Source organism: Nonomuraea sp. CA-141351 (assembly GCF_050944675.1).
GTDB lineage: Bacteria > Actinomycetota > Actinomycetes > Streptosporangiales > Streptosporangiaceae > Nonomuraea.
Window position 1 is genome coordinate 7,274,710 of record NZ_CP191982.1, and the last position, 23,490, is coordinate 7,298,199.

The following is a 23,490-nucleotide window of genomic DNA, read 5'->3' on the forward strand; positions in this document are numbered from 1 at the left end:
CGGGCGACGGCCTGGTCGTCAATGCGATCGAAGCTGGTCTTGAAGTGGTCGCCCATCGAGCGTGGTGAGACCGGCGGTCCGCACCCTGTGCCGTCTGAACCCCGAGGGTTGCTCCTGCCCGTGGGATAGTCCTGGGCAGGAGTGAGGCATTCCCCAGCGATGTGGTGCCGAGCCTAGGAGACCGCCGAGCATGGCCCCACGCTCTTCCAGGAGAGACACACGTGCGCGCACGGGCCCGTCACGCAGCCTTGGCGGGCAACCGGTCCAGCTTCTGTTGGGCGAGCTGCCAGCGAAGTCGCTTTCGGGATGATTCGGGCGTTGCGCCGGCTCGCATCATTGCCGATCGCGGCGTTCTTGCGGACAGTAGTTGCCGCCGATCACGTACGACATCTCCCCGGCCGGCGGGCGCGGAGCGTTTGAGGAAGGGTACTCGCGCCGCCGACCCGGCCAGTCGCTACCGCTTGCCCTTGCGCGGCAGCCTTTGCCGTCGGCTTCCGCGCAAGTGGGAATTCCAAATCGCCTCAGCGAAGGATGGCGGCGACGATATAGAGCAGGAAGCCCGTCGTGATGACGAGTGTCCTGACCCAGTGCCAGGCGATCCACCGATCGCGGATCTCGGCCATCCTCTGGGTCTCATCGGAAGCGGACGAGCCCCCGGCGCCGACCAGCACGAGCGACTTTCGCGCGATGACCTTGTTGAGCCGCACGTTGGCCAGCTCCGAGATGAGGGCGAGCGCGACATTGCAGATGAGCGCCGCGACGCGGAGCAGGCGTACCACGCCGTCTTGGGGGAGGAACAGCAGGATCAGCGTCGTGCCTCCCGTTACCACGTTCAGTACCGGCATGTAGCGCTCGATGCTGCGGTCCATTGAGGTGTGGATCCGCATCCAATCAGGCACGTCCACGGAGCGGAACGTCGGGCATATACCGAACAGGAACATGAGCAGCGCACCTGCCTGGACCCCGCTGCCGGCCAAGCTGATTCCAGTGAGGATCGTCGACCACATCTAAGCCTCCTTCGAACCCGCTGCCACCTGCCTATCAAGGCCGTCTACCACCACCGGAACAACTGCTCCCCTTCTCGGAGGAGGCGTCGGTTCGCCCGCCTGGCGGAAGACACGACCGGCCTGCCGGACGAAGCTGACGGCGTCCGTTCGTGTCATGGAGAAGGGATCCATCCATGCAGCGCTACGCGGTGATGTTCCGGGTGAAGCCCGGCACCGAGGACAAGGTCAAGGACCTGCTGGCCAACTACTCCCGACCGGGCTGGGTTGCCCCTGATGGCACGCGGCTGATGAGCACCTCGGTCTTCATGAAAGACGGCCTCGTCGTACGCATGATCGAGATCGAGGGCAACCTGCCCGGGCTGATGCGGCATCTCTCCCAGGAGCCCAGCATCCAGCGGGTCGAGGCGGAACTGGACAAGTATCTCGTCGAGGAGGACCGGCGGGACGCCAGCACGCCGGAAGGCGCCCGAGAGTTCTTCCTGCGGGCGATGATGGAGACGGTGACGACGAGGGTGGCGACCGACGCGGAGCCCGTCTCATGAGCACCTTTCTGATCACCGGAGCCACCGGCCCCGTGGCCGGAGCGACGATCCGTCTCATGGCGGACAGGGGAGACGGGCTCCTGCTCACTGGCCGCAACCAGGAGCGCCTGACCGCGCTCGACATCGAGTACGGCACGACAGGCAAGGTAGAGACCTTCCAGGCCGATGTCACGACCGCCGAGGGCGCACAGGCTGCTGCCGCCGCCGCGGTGGAACGGCTCGGCGGCTTGGACGGGCTGGTGCACATGGTCGGCGGCTTCCATGCCGGCCCTGTCTTCGCCACCAAGCCCGACCAGTACGAAGAGCTGATCCGCGCGAACTTCCTGTCCGCCGTCAATGCGACCCAGGCCGTACTCCCTCATCTGAACGGAGGCTGGCTGGTCTACTTCGGCACTCCGTTGGTCACCGAGCCACTGGCCGGGATGGGATGCTACGCGGCGGCCAAGGCCGCACTCATGGCCTGGATGCGCTCTTTGGCACACGAGGTCAAACAGCGCGGAGTGCATGCCAACGCAGTGAGCATGACGATGGCCGACACCCCTGACGCACGGCGCCAGCGACCGCACGTCGACTTCGATCAGGCCATCGATCCGGAACTGGTGGCCCGCGCCGTCGGATTCCTGACCAGTGACGCCGCCGCGGGCCTGTACGGCTCGATCGTTCCGGTGCTGGGAAAGTTCGGATTCAGTACACCTCTCGCGGCGCCTCCGCCCCGTCCATCAGTCCTGGCAGAGGGGTGAGCCCAGGTGTTCGTCGACGTCCACGGCCATCTGGCTCCCTTCGGCGAGAAGGGCGGCGGTCCCCCGAGCCTGCGCGATCCCGAGGGCGCGCTTGCCGCGAAGCGCGAGCACGGCGTGGTCATGACCATCATCGGGAGTCCTGTCGGTCCCGGCTCGATGCTGCCTGACGGCAGCGCGGGCAACTATCGGTACCCAGCCGACCAGGTGCGCGCCCACAACGAGCACATGGGGGAGCTGGTGGACCTCTTCCCCGATTCGCTGCGCGCCTATGCCTATCTCAACCCCCTCGGCGGCGATGCGATGCTCGCCCAGGCTGCCGATCTCGTGAGCGACGGCCGCTTCGTCGGATTGATCGTCAACAGCAGCATCGACGGCGAGTTCCTAGGCGTGCCAGAGGCTGAGGACTTCTTCGCGATGGCCGCCGATCTCGCGGTGCCGGTGCTGCTTCACCCTCCGGCCGGCCCTGTGGGCGTGCAGAGCATGGCCCATCTGGGTCTGGTCGAGCACGTTGTCCGCGTGAGCGATGTGACCATGGGGATCGCGGCTATCGTGTGTGCCGGATGGCTGGAACGCTTCCCCGATCTCCGGCTTATCGCGGCATGCGGTGGAGGCGGGATCGCCCACTTGGCCGAGAAGCTCGATCTGGCAATGGCGCGGAGCCCTGGTCTGTCATCGCCGCCGAGCGCCTCGCTCAAGAAGATCTTCGTAGAGACGTCTTGCCCGAGCCGCGCGCAGCTCGCCGCCAACCTGTGTGCCTTCGGCGCGTCCCACATCCTGTTCGGCACGGACGCGCCGCCCCTGATGGACGGAGTCCGCCAGATCGTCGACACCGTCTCTGACGTCGTCGGCGTCGACGAGCTGCATGCCATCGGGTGGCAGACCGCATCCGACCTGTTCGGCCTGGAACTAGAAGCGAAGATCTAGCCGAGGCATCCGCTGGGCCCTCAACGCCGGTAGGCGAGGGCCCAGCATTCGGCGTGTCGAACAATTCTTCCCGAAGAGAAATCCAGCGTCCGATGGGGCAATCCCAGCAGCTTTTGCATGATCCGTCCATGTCCGAATCACTGAGAACAAGTCCGCTTTGACGATGGCGTCGATTCAGCTGGAGGTATGAAATTACCGAGGGTTCGCCGGCTCTGTTCTAAGAATGTGGTTCTTGCAGGAGTGTCAACGTCCAGGTTCCGGCCCGTTGACACGCCACTTGATCGACACATGGACCGATCCATAAGATGTCGGCAATTTCCTACTATCCCTATGGGAATCACCTCAAATTATACCGACAATGCTTCTAATAGAAACTTTCGGCGCCACCTTCAGATCCAGACATAAAGACTTAATACACATATTTCCCTGCACATGTTGAAATAACTGAATAGTCGAATTAGGATCCGCGCTGGGGTCATAATCGATGGAGGGGGCTGCGTGAACCTCCACACAGTGGTCGACAACTTCACGGAGTCATATCTCCTGGCAGGTGTCGTATTTGGAGCATTGTGCGCCTGGTGTACCAATCGATTCGTAGTCTGGCGACGACAGCGGCGTGCCGAGCGAAAACAGGGAGATCTCGCACACAGCGAGCGACGCCGCATCGCCAGGGACCTGCATGACACCGTGGGGCACGGAATGGTCGTCATCACCATGCACGTCCGTCAACTGCGAGCAGCCTCGCCTCAGGCAAGCGCCGTCGCGAGCGCCATTGAACAGGCCGCACAGACGACCTTGCGGGACGTCAGGCAGGTCGTCGGTGTGCTCCGCAGCGCGGATCAAGGGGGTGGACCCTTGCACGCGCAGTGCGCAGACGATCGGACGGATGGGGGATGCAGTGGATCAGATCAGCGTGTGGATCGCTGACGATCAGCCCGTGGTGCGCAACGGGTTACGGGCCACCCTGGACCACGCGAAGGGGATCAAGGTCGCAGGTGAGGCAGCCAATGGCTTGGAGGCGCTTCGCAGTGTAAAGATCTCGAAACCGGACATTGTTCTCATGGATATCAACATGCCTCGGATGAATGGACTGGAGGCAACACGTCAAATCTGCGGCCTGGATGGCGACAACAAGGTCAAAGTGGTCATCCTCACCATGTATGACCAGGATGAATATGTCTTTGAAGCCCTTCGCGCCGGCGCCAGCGCCTTCATACTCAAGGATGCTCCCACCGAGAAGCTCGTCGAGGCGGTCCGCGAAGTCGCAGCCGGAGAAGCGCTGCTATCACCGTCCATCACGCGCAGACTGATCTCGGAGTTCGCCCGTAGACCGGTTCTGTCGGCCACCACGGCACCCGAACTGGCCAACCTGACAGAGCGCGAGATGGACGTTTTCAAGCTGCTCGTCCGCGGCTACCGCAACGAGGACATCGCCGAGATGCTGGTGCTCGGCGCCAGCACGGTTAAGTCTCATGTGCAGCATCTGTACCAGAAACTGGGAGTCCGAGACCGCGTTCAGGTCGTGATCTACGCCTACGAGCACGGGCTCGTCTGACGATCCGCTCCGCCGTACGGTGCTCGTCTCCACCAAGGAGGTGAGCACCGTTTTCGGTATCGAGGTGGAAGACCGGCGGTGAGGGCCGACCATAGCGTGACAGCCGTGAAGGTCATTGGAGTCGGCTTCGGCCGCACAGGCACGACATCCCTGGCCGAGGCCCTCGAACAGCTCGGGTTCGGCCCCTGCTATCACATGTTCAACATCGTCGAGGAGCCCCACCGCATCCAGCCCTGGCTGGCGGCTGCCCAGGGTCGGCCGGTCGATTGGGAGGAGGTCTTCTCGGGCTTCGAGTCCGTGCTCGACTTCCCCGCGGCGGCCTTCTGGCGGCAGATCATCGCAGCGTTCCCCGATACGAAGGTCATCCTGACCGTGCGAGATCCACGCCTTTGGTACGAGAGCGCCGCCTCGACCATTTTCAAGAAGGCCATCGAGTCCCGAACCCGCCCACTTCCGGCCAGGATTGCCTTCCGCCTGCTCACCAGACTCAGCCCGGATTTCGGAGCGTTCACCCAGATGGTGGACCTCGCCGTAGTGCAGGGTCTCTTCGATGGGCGGATCGCGGATCCCGCCCATGCCATACAGGTCTTCGAGCGGCACCTCATGGAAGTCGTCGACGAGGTCCATCCGGAACGGCTGATGGTGTACGACGTAACAGAGGGATGGTCGCCGCTGTGCAAGTTCCTCGACGTTCCCGAGCCGACAAGATGGCCCTTCCCGCGCGGCAACGACGCCGAATCGTTCCATCGGGATGAAGGGCGCCGGATGAAGCAGCTCATCCGGGGCTCTCTGTTCCGCCGCGCCCGGGCGGGCGGCTGAGGCTGTGAACGTGACGACGGCAGCTCGCGGGCGTGGGCGGTTGATGCTCGCCGCGGGCGCTCTGATCGTGATCGCCACGCTGGCGGTCAGCCTCGTCCTTTCCGCGGGCGCCTCCGAAGGGCATGCGGGGCGTGTGTCCCAATTGGTGGGCGAGTGGTCCCCTGCGACGCGGTTCCTCCTGGTCGTTGCGGTTGTCGTAGCCTCTGCACACCTCGTCGGCGCTGTCGCCAGACGCTTTGGCCAGCCACCGGTCGTCGGAGAGATCCTGGCCGGGATCCTGCTGGGTCCCACGCTGCTCGGCGCCGTGTACCCGGCGGCCTGGCACTGGCTGTTCCCCGGGGAGATCCTCGGCGCCCTGGACATGACGGCCCAGCTCGGTCTCGTCACATTCATGTTCACGCTCGGCTGCGAGACGCGCCTTGACCGCCTGCGCGGGCTCGGACCGGCGGTCACGTCAGTCGGGCTGGCGAACCTGATCGTCCCCTTTGTCTGCGGACTCCCCCTGGCGTTGTTCCTGTACCAGGGCCACGACGTGGGTGGCTCGCTGCCGGGCTTCGTGCTCTTCTTCGGTCTGGCGCTGTCGATCACCGCGCTCCCGGTGCTTGCCAGGATTCTTCAGGACCGGCACCTGCTGAACACAGCGGTGGGCACGTTGGCGATCGGCTCGGCCGCGTTCGGCGACGTCATCGCCTGGACGGCGCTCGCGTTCGTGCTCACCATCACCGGGGCTGCGGGGGGATCCGACGCACTGCTCACTCTCGCGCTCGCGATCGCATTCACAACCGTCATGTTCTGGGGTGTACGACCGGCATTGGCGACCCTGGTCAGACGGACGGAGTCCGCGAGGTTCCCAGAGTCCGCGCTCCTGTCGCTGGTGTTGGTGGGGAGCATCGCCAGCGCGGTGTCAACCCAGCTGATCGGCGTGCACGCGGTGCTGGGCGCATTCGCGTTCGGCGCCATGATGCCCAGAGAGTCCTTGATCGTCCGCCGGATTGTGGAGCGTATCCAGGGAGTTACCGTCGCGATCCTGCTGCCGGTCTTCTTCGCCTACGTGGGGCTGCACACCTCAGTCGGGGTCTTCGGCTCCTCGCCGGCCAGATGGCTGACGTGGATCGGGATTCTCGCCGTGGCGATGGCCACCAAGATTCTCGGCGGTTCCCTGATGGCTCGTTTCAGCGGGCTGCCGGGCACGAAGGCGGTGTCGCTCGGCATCCTCATGAACTGCCGGGGGCTCACTGAGCTGGTCTTCGCCAACATCGGTTTCCAGCTCGGGATCATCGACGAGTACCTGTTCACCGTGCTCGTGCTCGTCGCGCTCGTCACCACCGCTCTCACGGGCCCAATGCTTCAGGGGCTCGGCTGGTGGGAGCGGCGCAGGACACGACAGATGATCGGAGAACGCACATGATCGAGACGATCATAGATCCGCTTGCTCTGCGTACTGTGCTCGGCCGGTTCGCCACCGGCATCGTCGTGATCACAGCTGGCGGACCGGGTGGCCGCCCGATCGGGATGACCGTCAACTCCTTCTCCTCGGTATCCATGAACCCGCCGTTGATCCTGTACTGCATCAACAGGTCATCGCAGCTGCATCCCACGCTGATCTCCGCCGAGAGGTTCGCGGTGAACGTGCTCACGGAGAGCCAGAGGAACGTCTCAAGGCAGTTCGCACGTCCGGGGTTTGATCGCTTTGGCGCGATGTCAGCGAGCTCTGGCAGCCGGGGCATCCCCGTCCTTCGCGAGAGCCTTGCGGTCATCGAGTGCGTCACCGATCGAGTGGTACGGGCGGGCGATCACGACATCGTCCTCGGACAGGTTCTCTCTGCGGAGACCACGGCGCATGCGGTACCGGAACCCTTGATCTATTTCGGCGGAGCGTACCGCTCGCTCGCGAAAAATTCCGCTGACTGGTGGGCGGCACTGGCATAACTGCAACTACAGGGAGGAAATGCGCGTGTCCGCACAGAGCAACAGGTTCGACGTCATCATCCTCGGTTCGGGGATCGCCGGCTCCATTCTGGGCGCGATCCTCGCCAAGAGCGGTGCATCGGTGCTCCTGGCCGACGCCGGAGTCCACCCCCGATTCGCCGTCGGCGAGTCGACCATCCCGCACACGCTCAACGTTTTCCGCATCCTGGCCGAGCGCTACAAGGTTCCCGAATTGGAGTCGCTCATCTCGTTCGACCAGGCCATCAAGGACATTGGGCCCGTTCTGGGCAGGAAACATCATTTCGGGTTCATGATCCACCGCGATGGCGAGGAGCCCGATCCCGATCACGCCAATCAGTTCGGCACGTCCATTCCCCACCTGGACACCAGCCACCTGTTCCGCCAGGACACCGACGCCTATCTGTTCCACACCGCGATCAAGTACGGATGTGTCGCCCGGCAGGCCTACCGCGTCTCCGAGGTCGCCTTCGGGGATGACCAGGTGGAGGTGTCCGGGCACGACGGCCAGAAGTACACAGGACGGTTCCTGGTCGACGCGAGTGGCTTCCGCTCTCCATTGGCCCAGCAGCTCGGTCTTCGCGCGGAGCCTTCGGCGCTCAAGCACCATGCGCGGTCGCTGTTCAGCCACATGATCGGCGTGAGGCCGACGGATGAGTGCCTCGACATGCCCGACTCCGTTCGCCCGCCGATCCCGTGGGTCAAGGGCACCATGCACCACGTCTTCGAGCGTGGCTGGTTCTGGGTGATCCCGTTCAACAACGACCCGCTCTCGATCAACCCCCTCGTCAGCGTGGGACTCACCTTCGACGAGCGGCGCTACCCCAAGCCCGCCGACCTGACTCCCGAGCAGGAGTTCTACCACCACGTGAGCCGGTTCCCCGTCCTCGAGCGCATCTTCAAGGACGCCAGAACCGTGCGGCCATGGGTATCCACCGATCGCCTGCAGTACACGTCGACACGCACGGTCGGCCACCGGTGGTGCCTGCTTTCGCACGCGGCCGGATTCATCGACCCCCTGTACTCGCGTGGCCTGGCCAATACTGGCGAGATCATCAACGCTCTCGCGTGGCGACTCATGACGGCCCTCAACGAGGATGACTTCTCCGTCGACCGGTTCGAATACGTCGAACGGCTCCAGCAGGGCCTGATCAAGTACAACGACGAGCTCGTCAACGCGTCGTTCATCTCCTGGACCGATTTCGACCTCTGGAACGCGGTGTCGCGGGTGTGGGCGGCATCCCAGTTCCCCGCCAGCATGCGCTTCGGCAGGGCCATCGAGAAGTACCGGCTGCAGCACGACGACGCCATCTTCAAGGAACTGGAGCAGGGCTCCTACACCGGCTCACCGTTCCCCGGCAACGAGGCGTACGAGCAGCTCTTCACCGAGATGGTCACCACCTGCGACGCCGTGGAACGCGGCGAGCGGACGCCGAGCGACGCCGCCGAGGCTCTCATGAAGCAGGTGGTCACCTCACCTGCGGTCGTGCCCTATCTCGGACTCGAAGACCCCAGGACGCGATTCGTCTCCCCCACGCACGAAACGTTCATCAAGATGGCCCGCTGGCTGGCCACCGAGGGCCCCGCCGACATGCGCTACCTGGCCGACAACCCCCGCTTCTCCGCCCTCCTGGACCGCTGAGCACGGCGTACCAGGCACAGACCTTCGGGGCAGGTACAGCCTCCGTACCTGCCCCGAAGCTGAGTCGCCACTGCCCTTTGCCTGAACTCCCGCCACGCAGCGGGCTCGTTCCACACGACGGCGAGCGAAGCGGTTGGACGGCGATGGAGATAAGCAAGTAACCGCTGACGATACCGTCCATGCTTGGCGCGCCTTGAAGGCGACCTGGTAGCTGTAGCCGAGAACGCCGGCACCGAGCGGGAGAGGACCTCGAGCACGAGACGGTCGCGGCCGGCGACTTCGGGATGCTCGGCCCGCCCGGACGCCAGCAACTGCTGCGACATCATGACCGCCACCATGTGATGCGGAATCATGTCTTGCAGGAACGTCTCATCGAGCGCGTCGCCGGACAGCCTGGACAGGTCGCGCATCTGGGGCCGGTTCGAGCGCTGAAGTTGCCGGGCTGCCGCGACTGCTTCTTCGTGGTGGGCCACCATGTGGGTCAGATGGTCGGCCCCGTCACTGACGTACATGCTGTGCATCCAGCCGCACGGCCCCATGGGGCCCAGTCCGTCGGTGGGGTGGTCGGCTGCGCCAGGTGGCGGCCGCCGGCGTCTTGTGCCGTCTTCCCTATTCCCGCAAGCCTGGCGAAAGCATGTTCAGGGCAGTCGGTTCAACGCCTGTTGGAAGGCGCGGGCGTGCCCGGCCTCGTCTTCGGCGTTGTGCGAGAAGAGTTCGGCTGCCTGGCTGTCGCCTGTCGCCTTGGCCCGCTTGGCGAAGGTCGGGTACATGGTCTGGGACTCATACCGTTCGCCGGCGATGGCCTTGGCCAGGTTGGCACGCGTCGTCCCGACGAATCCGGCCAGCTTGGCTTCGTCGGCGAAGTGTTCGTGCAGTTCCACGTCAGCGTTGCCACGGAACAGTTTTGCCACCGCCGGGTTCTTGGCGTGCTCGGCGTACTGCTGGTATTTGGCATACGCGAGTGCCTCGCCGTGCATGGCCGTGTCCAGGTCGGTCTTGGTCTGTCGCGTTCGGACCTCGGGCGGACCCTGCGGGACCTGCACCGACTCGGCCTCCTGCGGCGCCGGCACGGTGCCTTGGCCGGACTCGACGGCTCGCAGCGCGGCGCCGAACGCCCGCGCATGCGTGGCTTCGTCACGGGCGATCTCCGAGAAGCGGGCGGCCGCCTGGCTGTCGCCGCCGGCTTTGGCCTGCTGCGCGAAGCCGGGATACATCTTCTGGGACTCGTACGTCTCCCCTGCCATCGCGGCACGCAGGTCTGCGTCGTCGCCGCGGGCCAGTCCGCTCAGTGCGGCCTCCTCCCTGAAGTGCTCGCCCAGTTCCACGTTGGCGGTGCGCTCGAACAGGCGCGCCACCGACGGCAGCCCTTCCCTCTGAGCCTGGGCCGCGTAGAGCCGGTAGGAAGCGTTGGCGAACGCCTCACCACGCATCGACTGCTCGAAGTCCTTCTGGGTTTGCGGGCTCGGTGCGTCCATCGTATGGGCGGCGAACGCGCCGCCTATGTGCGTGCTCAGTGCGATCGTGAACGCGCTGGTGATGAGTGCGCGTGCCGACAAGGGAATCATCCCGACCTCCCCGCCCCGTCTGTGGATACCTACGCTCATCGTGAGACCACTTGCCTGGCGAGGTGATCGGTAACCGGTCATCCTGGCAAAACCGCGCGATATTCGCCGAGCTGATGCAAAGCATCTCTTTTGTGTAGGGATGAAAGCGGTGCATTGCGTAAGTCAGCGCGGCGTACGGCGAGACGCGCGCGTGCGTGGCTCACGAACCGGCAGGTACGGAATTTGCTTGGCCGGACAATCAGAGGTCGTCCTCGTCCCAGGACAGCTTGTCTCGCACGTCCACGACGCCGTTGACGCGGTCCGCGGAGTGGATGATGAGCACGGCGTTCGGAGTGGGTGCGGGTGCGCCCCTGGAGAGTGACGACGCCGTCTTTGACCTTGGCCTGGACCTGGGAGGCGTCGATCCAGGCGAGGTGGTGGTCGAGATCGTGCCGGATCTCGTCGGCGAGGTCCTGGTCGGTGCGGACGAATACCTTGATCAGGTCGTGGCGGCCGAGGATGCCCACCAGGCGGTCGTGGTCGTCCACGACAGGACGTCACCTGGCCGATCCTGGCCGTGCTGGACGGGGTCCAGGACGGTGCGCGGTGTGTTCCCCAAACCGTTGATCCAGAGACGCCAGGAACACAAGATCAGAGACGTTCAGGACCGGCTACCGGACAAGCTGCGCTCGCCGGTGGCGCAGCGCGTGCGCGCTGCCGGCATGGTCAGTTCCGCCGTGTGAACGGCCATCTGCACCTGTCCAAGCCGCGCGCCACGCTGGAACGCCGGTTCCGTGAAAACGCCACACCCGTAGCTCAGAATCAGACCAGCGACGCGGCCTGACGATCAGGGGCCGCCACCGAAGTTCCGCGGAACTCGGACATGCTCGCATCTACGGGGGAAGTACCTTGTTCAACACGACAGCGCACCGACAGGTCTGGCGACCTGCCAAACGTCCCATACGGGTGAGTCTGGTGGTGGGGCTCACCAGTGTGGCGATGGTGGGCAGCGGCTCGCCGGTCTGGGCCGGACCGCCAGTTGCTGCCGGATCCTCGACCGCGAAGGTCGCGCAACCATCCACACCATGCGGCCCGTCGCCGCAGGTGGAGTTCTACCAGGATGAGGTTCCGCAGCCGAAGGTGGCGACGCCTGACAACACCGACCACGGGCGTGATCATTACACCCTCACCGCGCACGTGGGTATGCATTCGTTCTCTCCAGCGAACGACTGGCCCGAAGTAACCACGCTGGGTTACAGCGCGTCCGGCAGCGGCGGTGGCGGAGGTGGCGGCGGCGGTGGTGGCGGCAGCGGCGGTGGCGGAGGTGGCGGCGGCGGTGGCGGCGGCGGTGACGCCGTGATGGACTTCCTCGGCCCGACGATCGTCACGCGAGAGAACCGGCCGGTCGACGTGAAGGTGATCAACGCCCTGCCGGCGGCGGGAACCCAGATATTCCCGTTCGACCAGCCGAACAACGACAACAGGCTCACGCTGCACCGTCACGGCGGCCTGCAGCCGGCAGAAAGCGACGGAGCACCCGCGCCCATCGGAGTGGAAGTCCCACCCGGCGGCTCGCAGACCCAGCACTATCCGAATAACCAGGCCGCAGCACCTCTGTGGTACCACGACCACATTGACGCGCAGACCTCGTACCACGCGTACGAGGGGCTGGCAGGGTTCATACCCAACACCGACCGGCGGGAGCAGCAGTTCGGCCTACCCACCGGCGACTTCGCCAAGGCCTACGTGCTGCAGGACAAGTCCTTCAACGCCGACAAGACGCTGTGCTACAGCCACGCCGATCCCGAATTCTTCGGCGACCTCCCGGTGATCAACGGTATTGTCGCCCCGAAGCAGACGGTGGAACCGCGGCGGTACACCTTCACCTTCATCAACGGATCAGATTCCCGCTTCTACCGCCTGAGCCTGAGGCAAACCAGCGGCTTGCCGGCATCTGCTCCCAAGATGACCGTGGTGGCCAGTGACTCGGGGTACCTGCTTCACCCTGCCGAGGTCAACGAGCTGCTTGTCGCCCCAGGCGAGCGGTACAAGGTGGTCATCGACTTCACCGGCCACCGTTCACAGAACTGGGTGCTGGCCAACAACGCCCCGGCGCCCTTCGGCGCGCTAGATGGCGTTGATCCCAACGGGGCTGGGATTCCGCAGCTCATGCGGTTCGACGTTGGCCCTTCGACCAGCTCGCCAGACCGCTCCCGAGTTCCAGACACGCTGCCGGAGAGCAACAACCAGCTCCCACCCGCCGCCCTCCTCGCCCAAGCCAGACTGCGGACCGTTCAGGCCGGTGAGGTCATCCCCGGTGCCCCACAGCTCGGGGACAAGAACCAACTACTGAACTACGGGCCGGCCAACACGGCCACCGAGACACCGCAGCTGAACTCGACCGAGGCATGGGCCATGCGCAACCACAGCCCAGACTCTCATCCGATCCACCTGCATCTCGTCGAAATGCGGCTGATCGGCCGCTGGCCCGTCACCAAGTGGAGCGACCCCGACCCTAACACCGGCAACCAGGTACCGTTGGAGATCGGACAGTTCATGCCACCGGCTCCTTACGAAACCGGCCCGAAGGAAACGATCGTGTCCCCGCCCGACTACATCACTGTCTGGGTGGAGAGGTTCACCGTCGGCGGGTCATCCGTCTGGCACTGCCACATCATGTCCCACGAGGACGGAGCGAGCACGGGCGGTGCTATCGAGATGATGCGGCCGCTGGTAATCGGCAACACGCCGCAAAACCAACTACCGTTGGTCCACAACCAGGTCCAACTCGACGCGTTGATACGCCAGCCGTAGAAAGAAACCGGGTGGCCCTCCAGCGTGAAGGCCACCCGGTTCTCCCAGCCTCACGACACGCTGCAAAGGCCACCACGGTGCGGCCCGTCATGCGCAAAGGCGTCGTGCGAACAGTGCTCCAGGAAGTGCCACTTGGCGGCGGACCAAGTCGCGCCAGGCGTAGGCCCTCCCTGGCACCAGCCAGGCCAGACACGTTCTGGCCTGGCTTTTTGTGCGCCTTCCTTGGTGTGCGATCTTGCCGTCCCGCGACACGATGCGGCACGGATGACGGGTTCTCCGTGACTGCTCTGGGAGTTCGTGCAGAGTGCTGCCTCGATAGTTCAGGACAGCTTCCAGCCCCTTTTCGACCGCGCGGCGGTAAAGGTCAGGACCTCTCGCCGCTGACCCCGCTGACGTGAGGCGGATCGGTGGACGGCGCCTCTGACCGTGGGGCGTCGGCTGGTGCGGCATCGGACGGGTGAGTGCGGTCCAGTGTCGTCTCGCCCCGTCCCGCCCCGGTCGCTGCCGTCGCAGTGGGTGACGCCTCACCCGGCCCCGCCGCAGGAGCGGCGTCGCCACCCCGACCTGTCGCCGGGGCGGCATCGTCCGACGGCTCGGCGGGCGGCTCGGCGGGCGGGCGCTCCGGCCGGACGTACGTGCCGTTGCGGCGCGCCAGCAGCTCCCCCAGCAGCGCGTCCCACTTCTCCCCGATCACATCCACGTCGTACGTACGCGCCGTCTCCAGCGCCCCCTCCGCCAGGCTCCGCCGCAGCTGCTCGTCCTCGATCACCCGGATGATCGAGGACGCCAGGTTGGCGTTGGTGCGTGGCTTGACCAGCAGCCCGTCGACCTCGTGCGTGATCATCTCCTTGGGCCCGTGCGGGCTGTTGAAGCTGACGATCGCCAGCCCCTTGGCCATCGCCTCAAGGATCGTCATCGGGAAGCCCTCATGCCGGGAGCTCAGCACGAAGATCGACGCCTTCTCCAGCGCGGCCCCCACGTCGGAGGTGGACCCGGGCAGCTCGACCTTGCCCTCCAGCCCCGCCTCCACGATCTGCTGCGCGAGGTTCTCCTCCTGCGGCCCGGCGCCGTAGATGCGCAGCTTCCAGTCGGGATGGGCGGCGGCGACCGTCTCCCAGGCGGTGATGAGCCGGTGGAAGCCCTTGATGCGGGTCATCCTGCCGACCGCGACGACGACCTTGGCATCCAGCTTGGACACGCCACCGGTCATCGGGGGTACGGCGTTGGGGATGCGGGCCAGCTTGCGCGGCTTCTTCGGCAGCGTCTCACGGTAGTCGCGCAGGTCGGCCTTGGTGAGCGTGACCAGGGCGTCGAGGCGGCGATAGCGCCACTTGATGAGCTCCTGCATCGGCTCGGACTGGGTGCGCAGCGCCACGTGCTCCTGCCCGACCGTGATGACGCCGGGCAGGGCCAGCTGGGCCACCGCCAGGTTGAGCCCCGGCCGGGTCGCCATCAGCACGCCGGTGTCGAGCGAGCGGATGTAGCGGGCCAGCCTGAGGTCGGTCCACAGATTGAAGCGGTGGTACGCCGACTCCTCCTTGGGGATGAGCCGGCTCGGCATCTTCGACAACATCGCGCGCACCGGGTCGGGGCTGGGATGGAGCCGGTCGTCCAGGAAGCGGAACTTCACCCGCGGGTCGATGGGGAAGAACGGCTCCTCGGCCTCCTTCAGGATGCTCACGATCTCGACGTCGTGCTCGTTGGCCAGATAGCTGGCCAGGTTGAACACGGTCCTGATCGTCCCGCCCATCCCGTAGGCGTGCAGGAGCAGGATGCGGACCTGCCCGGTCGACGGCGGGGGCGCGTTCTGCGCCTTGCGCCGGTTGTACCCCCGATACAGCCGGACCGCGGCCGACTTTCCCTTGCGTGCCAGTGCGCGCACCTGACAGTCCCCTTTTATCGCCGGAAGAAGTCCCAACACACATGGCCGGTGGCGAGGAGCCTCACCACCGGCTTATTGTCCCGCTTCGGCGGAGTGCATATGTTCATCCCCTATGCGCTAACCCCACCTATGATCGTTAGACGCCCGCAATGTCTCTAAGGTTGCATGCGCGGCCTAAGGCGGGGATCAGGAGTGTGCGGCGGCTGCTCGGCCAGCAGGTCGAGCGCCACGTCGATGGCCCGCTCGAGCTGCGTGTCCACGCCTCTGGCGTAGTCCTGCGGGGTGATGTCGACCTCGATGTCGGGATCGGTGCCGTAGTTCTCGACCTGCCAGCCGACGTCGTCGAAGGCGAAGGAGAACTCGGGCTGCGTCGTGACCGTGCCGTCGGCGAGCTGGTGGCGCGGCCAGATGCCGATGACGCCGCCCCAGGTGCGCTTGCCGACCAGCGGCCCCAGCTTCAGCAGCTTGAAGGTGTGGCTGAAGATGTCGCCGTCGGAGCCCGCCCACTCATTGGTGATCGCCACCAGCGGCCCGCGCGGCGACTCCGGCGGGTACGGCTCCGGGTCGCCCCAGCGCGGATAGTCGTAGCCGAGCCGCCGCCTGGCCAGCTTCTCCAGCAGCAGCGCCGAGACGTGGCCGCCGCCGTTGAAGCGCACGTCCACGATGAGCGCCTGGCGGCCGTACTCGGCCAGGAACCCCCGGTGGAACTCCCCGAACCCGTCGGCCCCCATGTCGGGCACGTGCACGTAGCCCACGCGCCCGCCGGAGCGCTCGTGGCACTCGGCGCGGTTGAGGTTCACCCAGTCGCGGTAGCGGGCCGGCTGCTCGTCGGCGATGGTGCGCACGGTGACCGTGAACACCCGGTCCTCACGGCGCAGTGTCAGTTCGACCTCTTCGCCGGCATGGTTGACCAGGCGCTCGTTCGGAGTGGCGGCCGTTCCGATGGGCGCGCCGTCGATGGCCAGGACCGCGTCACCCGTACGTACGTCGAGACCGAGCCGGTTCAGTGGCGAGGTCGCCTTGGGATCCCACGGGTCACCGGTCACGATGGAGCGGATGTGGTAGACGCCGTCGCGGAAGTCCCAGTCGACGCCCAGCTTGCCCTGGCTGTAGTCGGGGCCGGGGCGGTATTCGCCGCCGCTCTCGTAGGCGTGGCTCGTGGCCAGCTCGCCGTGCAGCTCCCACAGCAGGTCGGAGAACTCGCCGCGGGTCGTGACCCGCTCCACCAGCGGCCGGTATCGGTCGTAGACGGCCGGCCAGTCGACGCCCGCCATGTCCTCGGTCCAGAAGTTCTCCAGCTGCAGCCGCCACGCCTCGCGGAACATCTGCCGCCACTCCGCCTCCGGGCAGACCGACACCTTGATCCGCGACAGGTCGACCCAGCCGCTCTCGCGCCCCGGCGTCTCCTCGTCGCCCGGCGCCTCCCACGCCTTGACCACCCGCAGTCTCGAGCCCGCGCGGTACAGCAGTGTCTTGTGGTCGCGGCCCAGCTCGAAGTCGGTGACGCCGTCGGCGAACGGCTCGTTCTTGCCCTTGGCGAAGTCGTACAGATGCAGGGAGTTCTCGCCCTCGAGCGGGCTGGTCAGGATCAGCGCCTTGCCCTTGAGCCCGGCCACCCGCTCGTAGCGCCCCTCGGGCAGCGGGAACGCGGTGACGCGCCGGGCCAGCCCTTCGACGTCCACGCGCAGCGGCTCGGGCTCGCCGGAGTCGTCGTCCTCGTCGCTTTCCGCCAGGGGCCGCTGCAGGGGCACGAACGGGTCGGGCACGTCCGCGCGCAGCGCCACCGCGTACGGGCGGGTGCCCAGGGGGAAGCCCAGGTCGAACTGGAGCTGGTCGTAGACGGGCGAGAAGGTCCGCTGGCCGATGAAGTAGAGGTAGCGGCCCTGCGGGTCGAACGCCGGCATCGAGTCCTCCAGCACCGGCTCCGTGGCCTGCACCGTCCGCCCCGTCTCGGGGTGGTGGAGCTTGATCGCGCTGGACTGGGAGTTGAGCGGGCTCGTGTACGCCAGCCACCGCCCGTCGTGCGACCAGGCCGGGTCGTCCGGCGCGCCGTGCGGGTTGGCTTCGACCAGCTCCGCCTCGCCCGTGGCCAGGTCGAGCAGGTGCAGCTCGTGGCGGTGGTTGACGACGGCCACCCGGTCGTGCGCCGGGTCGGGGACGAGGGCGTTGACCCGTCCCAGCCTGGCCACCTCCGTGCCACCGCCGCCCTCGTGACCCTCGAGGATGACCAGGCGCTCCTCGTCGCCGTCGTCACTGGCCGCCGCGATCAGCCGGGCGCCGTCGTTGAGCCAGGTCAGGAACCGGTAGCGGACGCCGTCGGGCGAGCCGTACTGCTGCACGGCCCCCTCCCAGTCGGCCATCGCGTACGCCTTGCCGCGCGCCGTGACGGCCAGCGCGCTGCCGTCGGGGCTGAGCGTGGCGCTGTCGAGGTAGTCGGCGGGATCGACGAACCTGCGGTTGCGCTGGGTCCTGGAGCTGGCCAGCAGCACGTCCAGCTTGCGCGCCGGCTCGCCCGGCTCGAGCAGGTAGAGGTCGGCGCCCGCGTGGTAGACCAGCCGGTGCCCGTCGCCGGACAGGTTGCGCGCGTAGTAGTCGTCGTGGTGGGTGTGCTTGCGCAGGTCCTGGCCGTCGGGGGCGCACGAGTAGACGTTGCCGACGCCCTCGTGGTCGGAGATGAAGCACACCCGGCCGCCGCTCCAGCAGGGCGAGGCCAGGTTTCCCGGCAGCCTGATCAGCCGCCGGAACTCGCCGTCGCCGCGCGGGTCGATCCACAGGTCGCCGACCGTGCCGCCGCGGTAGCGCTTCCACCGTGCGGGGTCGGCGGTGTTGCGGCCGAGCACGATCATGCCTTCGGGCCCGTACGCGATCGAGTTGGCCGGCCCGTACGGGAGCCGCTCGGGGACCCCGCCCGGCGCGACGCGGTGCAGCCACTTGCGGCCCTCGAACGGCTGGGCCGCGTCGCTGGCGTACAGGATGCGCCCTTCGGGGTCCCAGCCGGTGACCGTGCAGCGGGCGCCGTGGAAGGTGACCCGGCGGGCCGCGCCGCCGTTGGACGGCATGACGTACACCTCTTCCGGGCCCTCCTCGCGGCCGACGAACGCGAGCTGGTCACCGCGCGGCGAGATGCGCGGATAGCCCGCCTCGGCGAGCCCGGTGGTCAGCCGGAAGGCCCGCCCGCCCTGGGCGGACACCATCCAGAGGTCATCCTCGGCGGCGAAGACGACCACGTCCTGGAAGACGGCGGGGAAACGCAGGTAGGCCGACATGAGGACAGCTCCACGATCGAACCGACAGCCGGGAGCGCGAGGCCCCCGGCTGTCAGATCCTGTCACTCGGGTGTGACGAGTCGCCGCTGCCGCCCAGCCGTCCGGCCGGGCAGCAGCGAGGGGTCATTCCTCGCCCGGGGACGACTTTCGCGTCTCCTTCTTGGTCTCCTTGTTCTGCCGGCTGCTCTTGATGGACTGCTTCTTCGACTTGCCGGACTTGGCGGCGGGTTTCTTCTTCGTGTCTGCCATGGGAATCCCCCCTGTACGGACGTGTGCCCCCCGAATGGTGCACTGTGCCCCTTAATACCCATCAAACGGCGATACCCGACATACCGCCTATCGGGTGGGCCGGTCGCCGGCCGCCGCGGACCACCACACGCCCTCGCCGTGCGACAGTCCCGGCAGTCGCCGCTCGAACTCGTGCACCGCGGCCGCCGGGATCTCCCCCTCCAGCACCCAGGTGTCGTCGCGGCGCCGGGCGTCGCGTACCTCACCGCCCAGCGCCGCGAGCCCGGCGGTGGCCGCGCTGAACGCCTCCAGCGGCACCTCCAGCTCGAAACGGTGGCAGGGCTCGTACACGGTGGTGCCCGCCAGGCGCAGGGCGCGCATGAGCACGATCGGGGTGCGGCCGCGGAAGTCGGCCGCGACGGTGATGGGCGAGTCGTAGCCGGTCCTGGTCAGCGTGACCAGGACGTCGGTGACCGGCCAGCCCTGCGGGCCCTCGCGCAGCGCCAGGCGCACGCTCTCCTCGATCGCCCGATGGAACGCCAGCGGCAGCGACCCGAGATCGACCTCCAGCCGGTAGCCGACACCCGACCCTTTCGCGCCCCGCTCGACGCGCAGGCCGACGGTGGCCATGAACTCGTTGGGGCCGTGCCGCCGGATCTCCTCGACGGCCTCGGCGGCGCCTGACGGGCGTTCGAAGTAGACGGGGCGGCTCGGCTCGAAGACCGCCTCGACGCCGAAGTCCCTGGCCAGGGTCTCGCCGATGACCTCCTTCTGGACCTCCCCGTAGAGCAGGACCGAGGTCTCGCCGCCGGCCAGCGTGCGGGTGCCGATCAGCGGATCCTGCTCGGCCAGCGCGACCAGGGCGGCGTGCAGGCGCGGCTCCTGGCCGGGGACGCGGGGCCGTACGACCGTCTCCAGGCTGGGCGGGGTGAAGTGCGCCTGATGAGCACGCCCCGGCTCGCCCACGTGGTCTCCGACGCGGATCTCGGGCACGCCCCAGACCTTGACGATGTCGCCCGCCACCGCGTGCCGCCGTTCGGGCACGCCGGCGACGGCGAGAGCGGTCAGCCGCCCGTCGTACGCCTCACGCCCCCGGTGGAAGGTCAGGTGCTCGCGAGCGCGGAGCGCTCCCCCGCGTACCCGCAGGTAGGCGACCTTCTCCCCGGACGGCGCCCGCTCGATCGCGAACACCGACGCCCGCGCCGCCTCCTCCGGGGGCCCGTCCGGCTGGCGCACGGCGGGCAGCAGGTGGATGCCGTCGAGCAGCTCGGCGACGCCCTGCCCGGTCAGCGCCGAGCCGAACAGCACCGGGTACGCCTCCCCGGCGGCGCACTGCCGCCCCAGCGCCGCGCGTACCTGGCCGAAGTCGGGCGTCTTGCCCTCGACGAGCAGTTCCAGGAGCCCGTCGTCCCGCTCGGCGAGCACCTCGGCCGCCTCCTCCGGGGAGGCGACGCCGGCTGTGGTGGCCGCCTTCGAGCCCAGGTCCCGCACGGTGTTCAGTGCGACGCTGTACGGCGAGAGCCGCCGCCGGATGTCGGCCAGCAGCTCCCGCTCCCTGGCGCCCGCCCGGTCGATCTTGTTCACGAAGATCAGCGTGGGCAGGCGCAGCTTGCGCAGGGTCTTCATCAGGACCCGGGTGTGCGGCTGGACGCCCTCGACGGCAGACAGCACCAGCACGGCGCCGTCGAGCACGCCGAGCGCGCGCTCCACCTCGGCCACGAAGTCGCTGTGGCCGGGTGTGTCGACCAGGTTGACCCGCAGGTCGCCCAGGGTGCCTGGATGGCTGAAGGAGGCGACGGCCGCGCGGATGGTGATGCCGCGACGGCGCTCGATCTCGCCGGTGTCGGTCTGTGTGCTGCCCTCGTCGACGCTGCCGAGCCGGTCGATGACGCCGGTCTCGAACAGCAGCCGCTCAGTGAGGCTGGTCTTGCCCGCGTCTACGTGCGCGAGGATGCCGATGTTCAGGATGTGCATGGTGGCGGAAGCCCTCGGGAACTCTCGTGCCAATGGGGCGCTGGGAGATTCCGGGGCACCGCATCTCATGCTCCTGATCGTCGGCGGGCGAATGCCCGCCCATCGTGCCACCGCCGATCGAGCGGAGGCCAACGATTTTCAGAGGGCCTGGGCCAGGGCCGCGCCGCAGTAGGCCGCACCGAGGCCGGCCACCACGCCGGCGGCCGCGTTGGCCACCGCGTGGAAGCGCGCACCCTCTTCCATCAGCCGTACCGTCTCGTATCCGAACGTCGAGTACGTCGTCAGCGCCCCGCAGAACCCGGTGCCCGCCAGCGCCATGAGCCCGCCTCCCGCGGGCAGCGCGGCCAGGAAGCCCAGCAGCGCCGACCCGGCCACGTTCACCGCCAGCGTCCCCCACGGGAACACCGTGTCGTGCCGCGCCTGCACCGCCCGGTCCGCCAGATAACGCAGCGGCGCTCCGACCGCCGCTCCCAGAACGATCAGCACCACCGTCATCGCACGCCCGCCGGCTTCCCGGCGATCCGCCTGGTCAGCCACATGCCCGCGGCCACGGCCGCGAGCGCCGCCGCCATCGTGGCCGCCAGATAGACCAGCCCCGTCAGCGGCGCTCCCGCCTCGACCGCCCGCTGAACGTCCACCACGTACGTCGAGAAGGTCGTGTATCCGCCCAGCACCCCCACGCCCAGGAACGGCCGTACGAGCCGGTGCGCCTGCCGCACCTCCGTGATGACCACCATGAGCACCCCGATCAGCAGGCAGCCCGACACGTTGACGAGGAAGGTCGCCCACGGGAAGTCCGCCGGTCCCGCGGGCAGCGCCGACTGCAGGCCGTAGCGTGCCAGGGCGCCCAGCGCGCCGCCGGCCGCGATGGCCGCGAGCACGGGCCAGTGCAGCTCCGTGCGCTGGGCCGGGACGTGGAGATCGACGTCCGGGTCGATCGGGCGATCAGTCACATAACCCTCCCTGTGTCAAAGCACCCGATGCCGGGAATTTCTCTAGACAACCTTGGATGTTCGGAGGCCTGCTTGAGCACGAAGGACGCCATTGCCCTTCTGGCGGGAGCCATCATCGTCGTTTCCTTCGTCGGCAGTGCCAAGACCAGCCCGGCCACCGCGGCGAGCCCGCTGGGCAACGCCAGCGGCACGCTGCCCGGCCTGGCACCCATCATCGCCGACGCCGACAAGGCCAGAGCACGCGACCTCATCAAGCGCCTGCGCGTCAAGGGCTTCGGCCCCAACACCGGGTACGAGCGCACCCGGTACGGCGAGAACTGGGCCGACAGCGCGATCGGCGTGCCGTACGCGCGCAACGGCTGCCGCACCCGCGACGACCTGCTGGCCCGCGACGGCCGGAACGTGAAGTACCGGGCGGGCTCCGGCTGCGAGGTCGTCTCCATGGAGCTGAGCGACCCCTACACCGGCAGGACCATTCACTGGCACAAGGACAATCCCGACGAGGTGCAGGTCGATCACGTGGTGCCGCTCAACTACGCCTGGCGCATGGGAGCGCCGCGCTGGCCGATGTCCAAGCGGCTGGACTTCGCCAACGACCCGCTGAACCTGCTGCCCGTGGACGGCGACGCCAACGAGCAGAAGGACGCCTCGGGACCGGCGAGCTGGCTGCCGCCGCAGCGGCGCATCCGGTGCGCGTACGTCACCCGCTTCGCGCAGGTCGCGCTCAAGTACGACGTGCCCGTCCGTGGAGCCGACAAGAAGATGATGCTCACCCAGTGCCGTTAGCGGGGGCCGTCAGCGGGGGTCGCTCCAGGTGAATCCGTGCTCGAACGTCAGCTTCGCCAGGATCCGCTGCCCGTTCGTGTTCGGGTGGAAGTAGTCCCACCCGCTGAGGTGGTCGAGCGTGAACGCGAACGAGAACACCGCGCCCCCGTCGGTGTGGCAGGCGGAGCCGAAGGCGGCGCACGCCTCGGCCGCCTCGTGGTTGTAGGCCATGACCCGCTCCCGTACCCGGTCGCGGCGCTGGACGTCGGCCCGCTTGGTCGAGGCGGGCTTGGCGAGCATGGACTGGCAGATGTGGCCTACGGTCCAGAACGTGCGGGCCAGCGCACGGGCCTTGCCGACCTTCCACAGCCGCCGCAGGTCGGGGATGCTGGCGATGAACACCCTGACCGCCGGCAGCCCGGCGCGCAGTTCGGCCAGCGCCGTGTCCATCCGCTGACGGTAGGTCTTGACGGGCGTCATGGCCTGCTCGGTGCGGGTGCACGCGTCCTGGGCGCCCACGAGGATCGTCACGTAGTCGGCCTTGGCCTCGACCGCCTTGCGGACCTGGCCGAGCAGGTCGGCGCTGGTCGATCCGGGGGCGGCGAAGTTGAGGTTGTGCTTCTGGAGCGTTCCAGACATTTTGGACAGGCGCACGTAGTGGCTGGCCACCTGCGGGTTGTCGCCGGTCGACCACGAGCGCGCGCTGCAGGAGATGTACAGGCCGCAGGCGTTGAAGCCGGTGGAGATCGAGTCCCCGAGCGCGGCCATGACCGTGGGCACGGGCTCACCCGTCGCGGCCTGCGCCGGACCGGTGGTGAAGACGAGAATCAATGCGGCGAGCACGGAGCCCAGGCGACTGATCATGGACCCAAGGTAGGAAGTGGATCA

General features: G+C 67.4%; 22 protein-coding genes. 12 read left to right on the forward strand and 10 right to left on the reverse strand.

Translation table 11 applies throughout. The annotated features are described in order from the left end of the window. Positions 1 to 521: 521 nt before the first annotated feature. On the reverse strand, positions 522 to 1,007 hold the full coding sequence (locus ACQPWU_RS34370; RefSeq protein WP_433429276.1) for an anthrone oxygenase family protein: 486 nt from the start codon (positions 1,005 to 1,007) through the stop codon (positions 522 to 524). A 173-nt stretch (positions 1,008 to 1,180) separates the two neighbouring features. Here ACQPWU_RS34370 and ACQPWU_RS34375 point away from each other — a divergent pair, with 173 nt between their 5' ends. The 9 genes from ACQPWU_RS34375 to ACQPWU_RS34415 all read left to right on the forward strand — a co-directional run bounded on the left by ACQPWU_RS34375 (position 1,181) and on the right by ACQPWU_RS34415 (position 9,176). Continuing rightward, positions 1,181 to 1,549, forward strand: coding sequence for a SchA/CurD-like domain-containing protein (locus ACQPWU_RS34375; RefSeq protein WP_433429278.1), 369 nt, complete (start codon positions 1,181 to 1,183; stop codon positions 1,547 to 1,549). Continuing rightward, positions 1,546 to 2,289 (forward strand): SDR family oxidoreductase, encoded by a 744-nt coding sequence (locus ACQPWU_RS34380; RefSeq protein WP_433429281.1) that lies wholly within the window; start codon positions 1,546 to 1,548, stop codon positions 2,287 to 2,289. The genes ACQPWU_RS34375 and ACQPWU_RS34380 overlap by 4 nt, the downstream gene beginning before the upstream one ends. A 6-nt stretch (positions 2,290 to 2,295) precedes the next feature. Next, positions 2,296 to 3,213 (forward strand): amidohydrolase family protein, encoded by a 918-nt coding sequence (locus ACQPWU_RS34385; RefSeq protein ID WP_433429283.1) that lies wholly within the window; start codon positions 2,296 to 2,298, stop codon positions 3,211 to 3,213. A 699-nt stretch (positions 3,214 to 3,912) separates the two neighbouring features. Next, on the forward strand, positions 3,913 to 4,140 hold the full coding sequence (locus tag ACQPWU_RS34390) for a hypothetical protein (protein ID WP_433445353.1): 228 nt from the start codon (positions 3,913 to 3,915) through the stop codon (positions 4,138 to 4,140). Then, positions 4,112 to 4,768, forward strand: coding sequence for a response regulator (locus ACQPWU_RS34395; protein WP_433429286.1), 657 nt, complete (start codon positions 4,112 to 4,114; stop codon positions 4,766 to 4,768). The genes ACQPWU_RS34390 and ACQPWU_RS34395 overlap by 29 nt, the downstream gene beginning before the upstream one ends. A gap of 105 nt (positions 4,769 to 4,873) precedes the next feature. After that, positions 4,874 to 5,587, forward strand: coding sequence for a sulfotransferase family protein (locus tag ACQPWU_RS34400; RefSeq protein ID WP_433429288.1), 714 nt, complete (start codon positions 4,874 to 4,876; stop codon positions 5,585 to 5,587). Positions 5,588 to 5,654: 67 nt separating this feature from the next. Then, the gene (locus ACQPWU_RS34405) at positions 5,655 to 6,995 is read left to right on the forward strand and encodes a cation:proton antiporter domain-containing protein (protein ID WP_433429290.1); all 1,341 of its coding nucleotides are present in this window, start codon (positions 5,655 to 5,657) and stop codon (positions 6,993 to 6,995) included. After that, positions 6,992 to 7,516, forward strand: coding sequence for a flavin reductase family protein (locus ACQPWU_RS34410; protein ID WP_433429293.1), 525 nt, complete (start codon positions 6,992 to 6,994; stop codon positions 7,514 to 7,516). Before ACQPWU_RS34405 ends, ACQPWU_RS34410 begins: the two co-directional genes overlap by 4 nt. Before the next feature lie 25 nt (positions 7,517 to 7,541). Next, the gene (locus ACQPWU_RS34415; RefSeq protein WP_433429295.1) at positions 7,542 to 9,176 is read left to right on the forward strand and encodes an NAD(P)/FAD-dependent oxidoreductase; all 1,635 of its coding nucleotides are present in this window, start codon (positions 7,542 to 7,544) and stop codon (positions 9,174 to 9,176) included. Here the strand turns inward: ACQPWU_RS34415 and ACQPWU_RS34420 are convergent. Together ACQPWU_RS34420 and ACQPWU_RS34425 are read right to left on the reverse strand one after the other, a co-directional pair. After that, entirely contained in the window at positions 9,131 to 9,715 is a 585-nt protein-coding gene (locus ACQPWU_RS34420; protein WP_433429297.1) for a DUF305 domain-containing protein, read from the reverse strand. The genes ACQPWU_RS34415 and ACQPWU_RS34420 overlap by 46 nt on opposite strands. A 99-nt stretch (positions 9,716 to 9,814) precedes the next feature. Continuing rightward, positions 9,815 to 10,741, reverse strand: coding sequence for a ferritin family protein (locus ACQPWU_RS34425; RefSeq protein WP_433429299.1), 927 nt, complete (start codon positions 10,739 to 10,741; stop codon positions 9,815 to 9,817). A 311-nt stretch (positions 10,742 to 11,052) separates the two neighbouring features. On the opposite strand from ACQPWU_RS34425, the gene ACQPWU_RS34430 reads away from it, so the two are divergent. Beyond that, positions 11,053 to 11,463, forward strand: a complete 411-nt coding sequence (locus ACQPWU_RS34430; RefSeq protein ID WP_433429301.1) for a hypothetical protein — start codon at positions 11,053 to 11,055, stop codon at positions 11,461 to 11,463. 223 nt (positions 11,464 to 11,686) lie between these two features. Continuing rightward, a complete protein-coding gene (locus ACQPWU_RS34435) occupies positions 11,687 to 13,534 on the forward strand; it encodes a multicopper oxidase family protein (RefSeq protein WP_433429304.1) in 1,848 nt (615 codons plus the stop codon). A gap of 364 nt (positions 13,535 to 13,898) precedes the next feature. On the opposite strand, the gene ACQPWU_RS34440 is transcribed toward ACQPWU_RS34435, so the two are convergent. The 6 genes from ACQPWU_RS34440 to crcB (ACQPWU_RS34465) all read right to left on the reverse strand — a co-directional run bounded on the left by ACQPWU_RS34440 (position 13,899) and on the right by crcB (ACQPWU_RS34465) (position 21,837). After that, on the reverse strand, positions 13,899 to 15,416 hold the full coding sequence (locus tag ACQPWU_RS34440; protein WP_433429306.1) for a glycosyltransferase family 4 protein: 1,518 nt from the start codon (positions 15,414 to 15,416) through the stop codon (positions 13,899 to 13,901). 155 nt (positions 15,417 to 15,571) lie between these two features. Then, a complete protein-coding gene (locus tag ACQPWU_RS34445) occupies positions 15,572 to 18,682 on the reverse strand; it encodes a S41 family peptidase (RefSeq protein ID WP_433429309.1) in 3,111 nt (1,036 codons plus the stop codon). Positions 18,683 to 18,805: 123 nt separating this feature from the next. Then, positions 18,806 to 18,931 carry a hypothetical protein gene (locus tag ACQPWU_RS34450; RefSeq protein WP_433429312.1) on the reverse strand — a complete coding sequence of 42 codons (126 nt, stop codon included), beginning with the start codon at positions 18,929 to 18,931 and terminating at the stop codon, positions 18,806 to 18,808. Between the two features lie 87 nt (positions 18,932 to 19,018). Beyond that, on the reverse strand, positions 19,019 to 20,884 hold the full coding sequence (locus ACQPWU_RS34455) for a GTP-binding protein (RefSeq protein ID WP_433429314.1): 1,866 nt from the start codon (positions 20,882 to 20,884) through the stop codon (positions 19,019 to 19,021). A 138-nt stretch (positions 20,885 to 21,022) separates the two neighbouring features. Then, on the reverse strand, positions 21,023 to 21,379 hold the full coding sequence (gene crcB / locus ACQPWU_RS34460) for a fluoride efflux transporter CrcB (RefSeq protein ID WP_433429316.1): 357 nt from the start codon (positions 21,377 to 21,379) through the stop codon (positions 21,023 to 21,025). Then, the gene (crcB, locus tag ACQPWU_RS34465) at positions 21,376 to 21,837 is read right to left on the reverse strand and encodes a fluoride efflux transporter CrcB (protein WP_433429319.1); all 462 of its coding nucleotides are present in this window, start codon (positions 21,835 to 21,837) and stop codon (positions 21,376 to 21,378) included. Before crcB (ACQPWU_RS34465) ends, crcB (ACQPWU_RS34460) begins: the two co-directional genes overlap by 4 nt. A 72-nt stretch (positions 21,838 to 21,909) precedes the next feature. Here crcB (ACQPWU_RS34465) and ACQPWU_RS34470 point away from each other — a divergent pair, with 72 nt between their 5' ends. Next, complete coding sequence (locus ACQPWU_RS34470) at positions 21,910 to 22,623, forward strand: HNH endonuclease family protein (protein ID WP_433429321.1); 714 nt, start codon at positions 21,910 to 21,912, stop codon at positions 22,621 to 22,623. Positions 22,624 to 22,632: 9 nt separating this feature from the next. Here the strand turns inward: ACQPWU_RS34470 and ACQPWU_RS34475 are convergent, their stop codons facing one another. After that, positions 22,633 to 23,466, reverse strand: a complete 834-nt coding sequence (locus ACQPWU_RS34475) for an SGNH/GDSL hydrolase family protein (protein ID WP_433429324.1) — start codon at positions 23,464 to 23,466, stop codon at positions 22,633 to 22,635. Between the last annotated feature and the right edge of the window lie 24 nt (positions 23,467 to 23,490).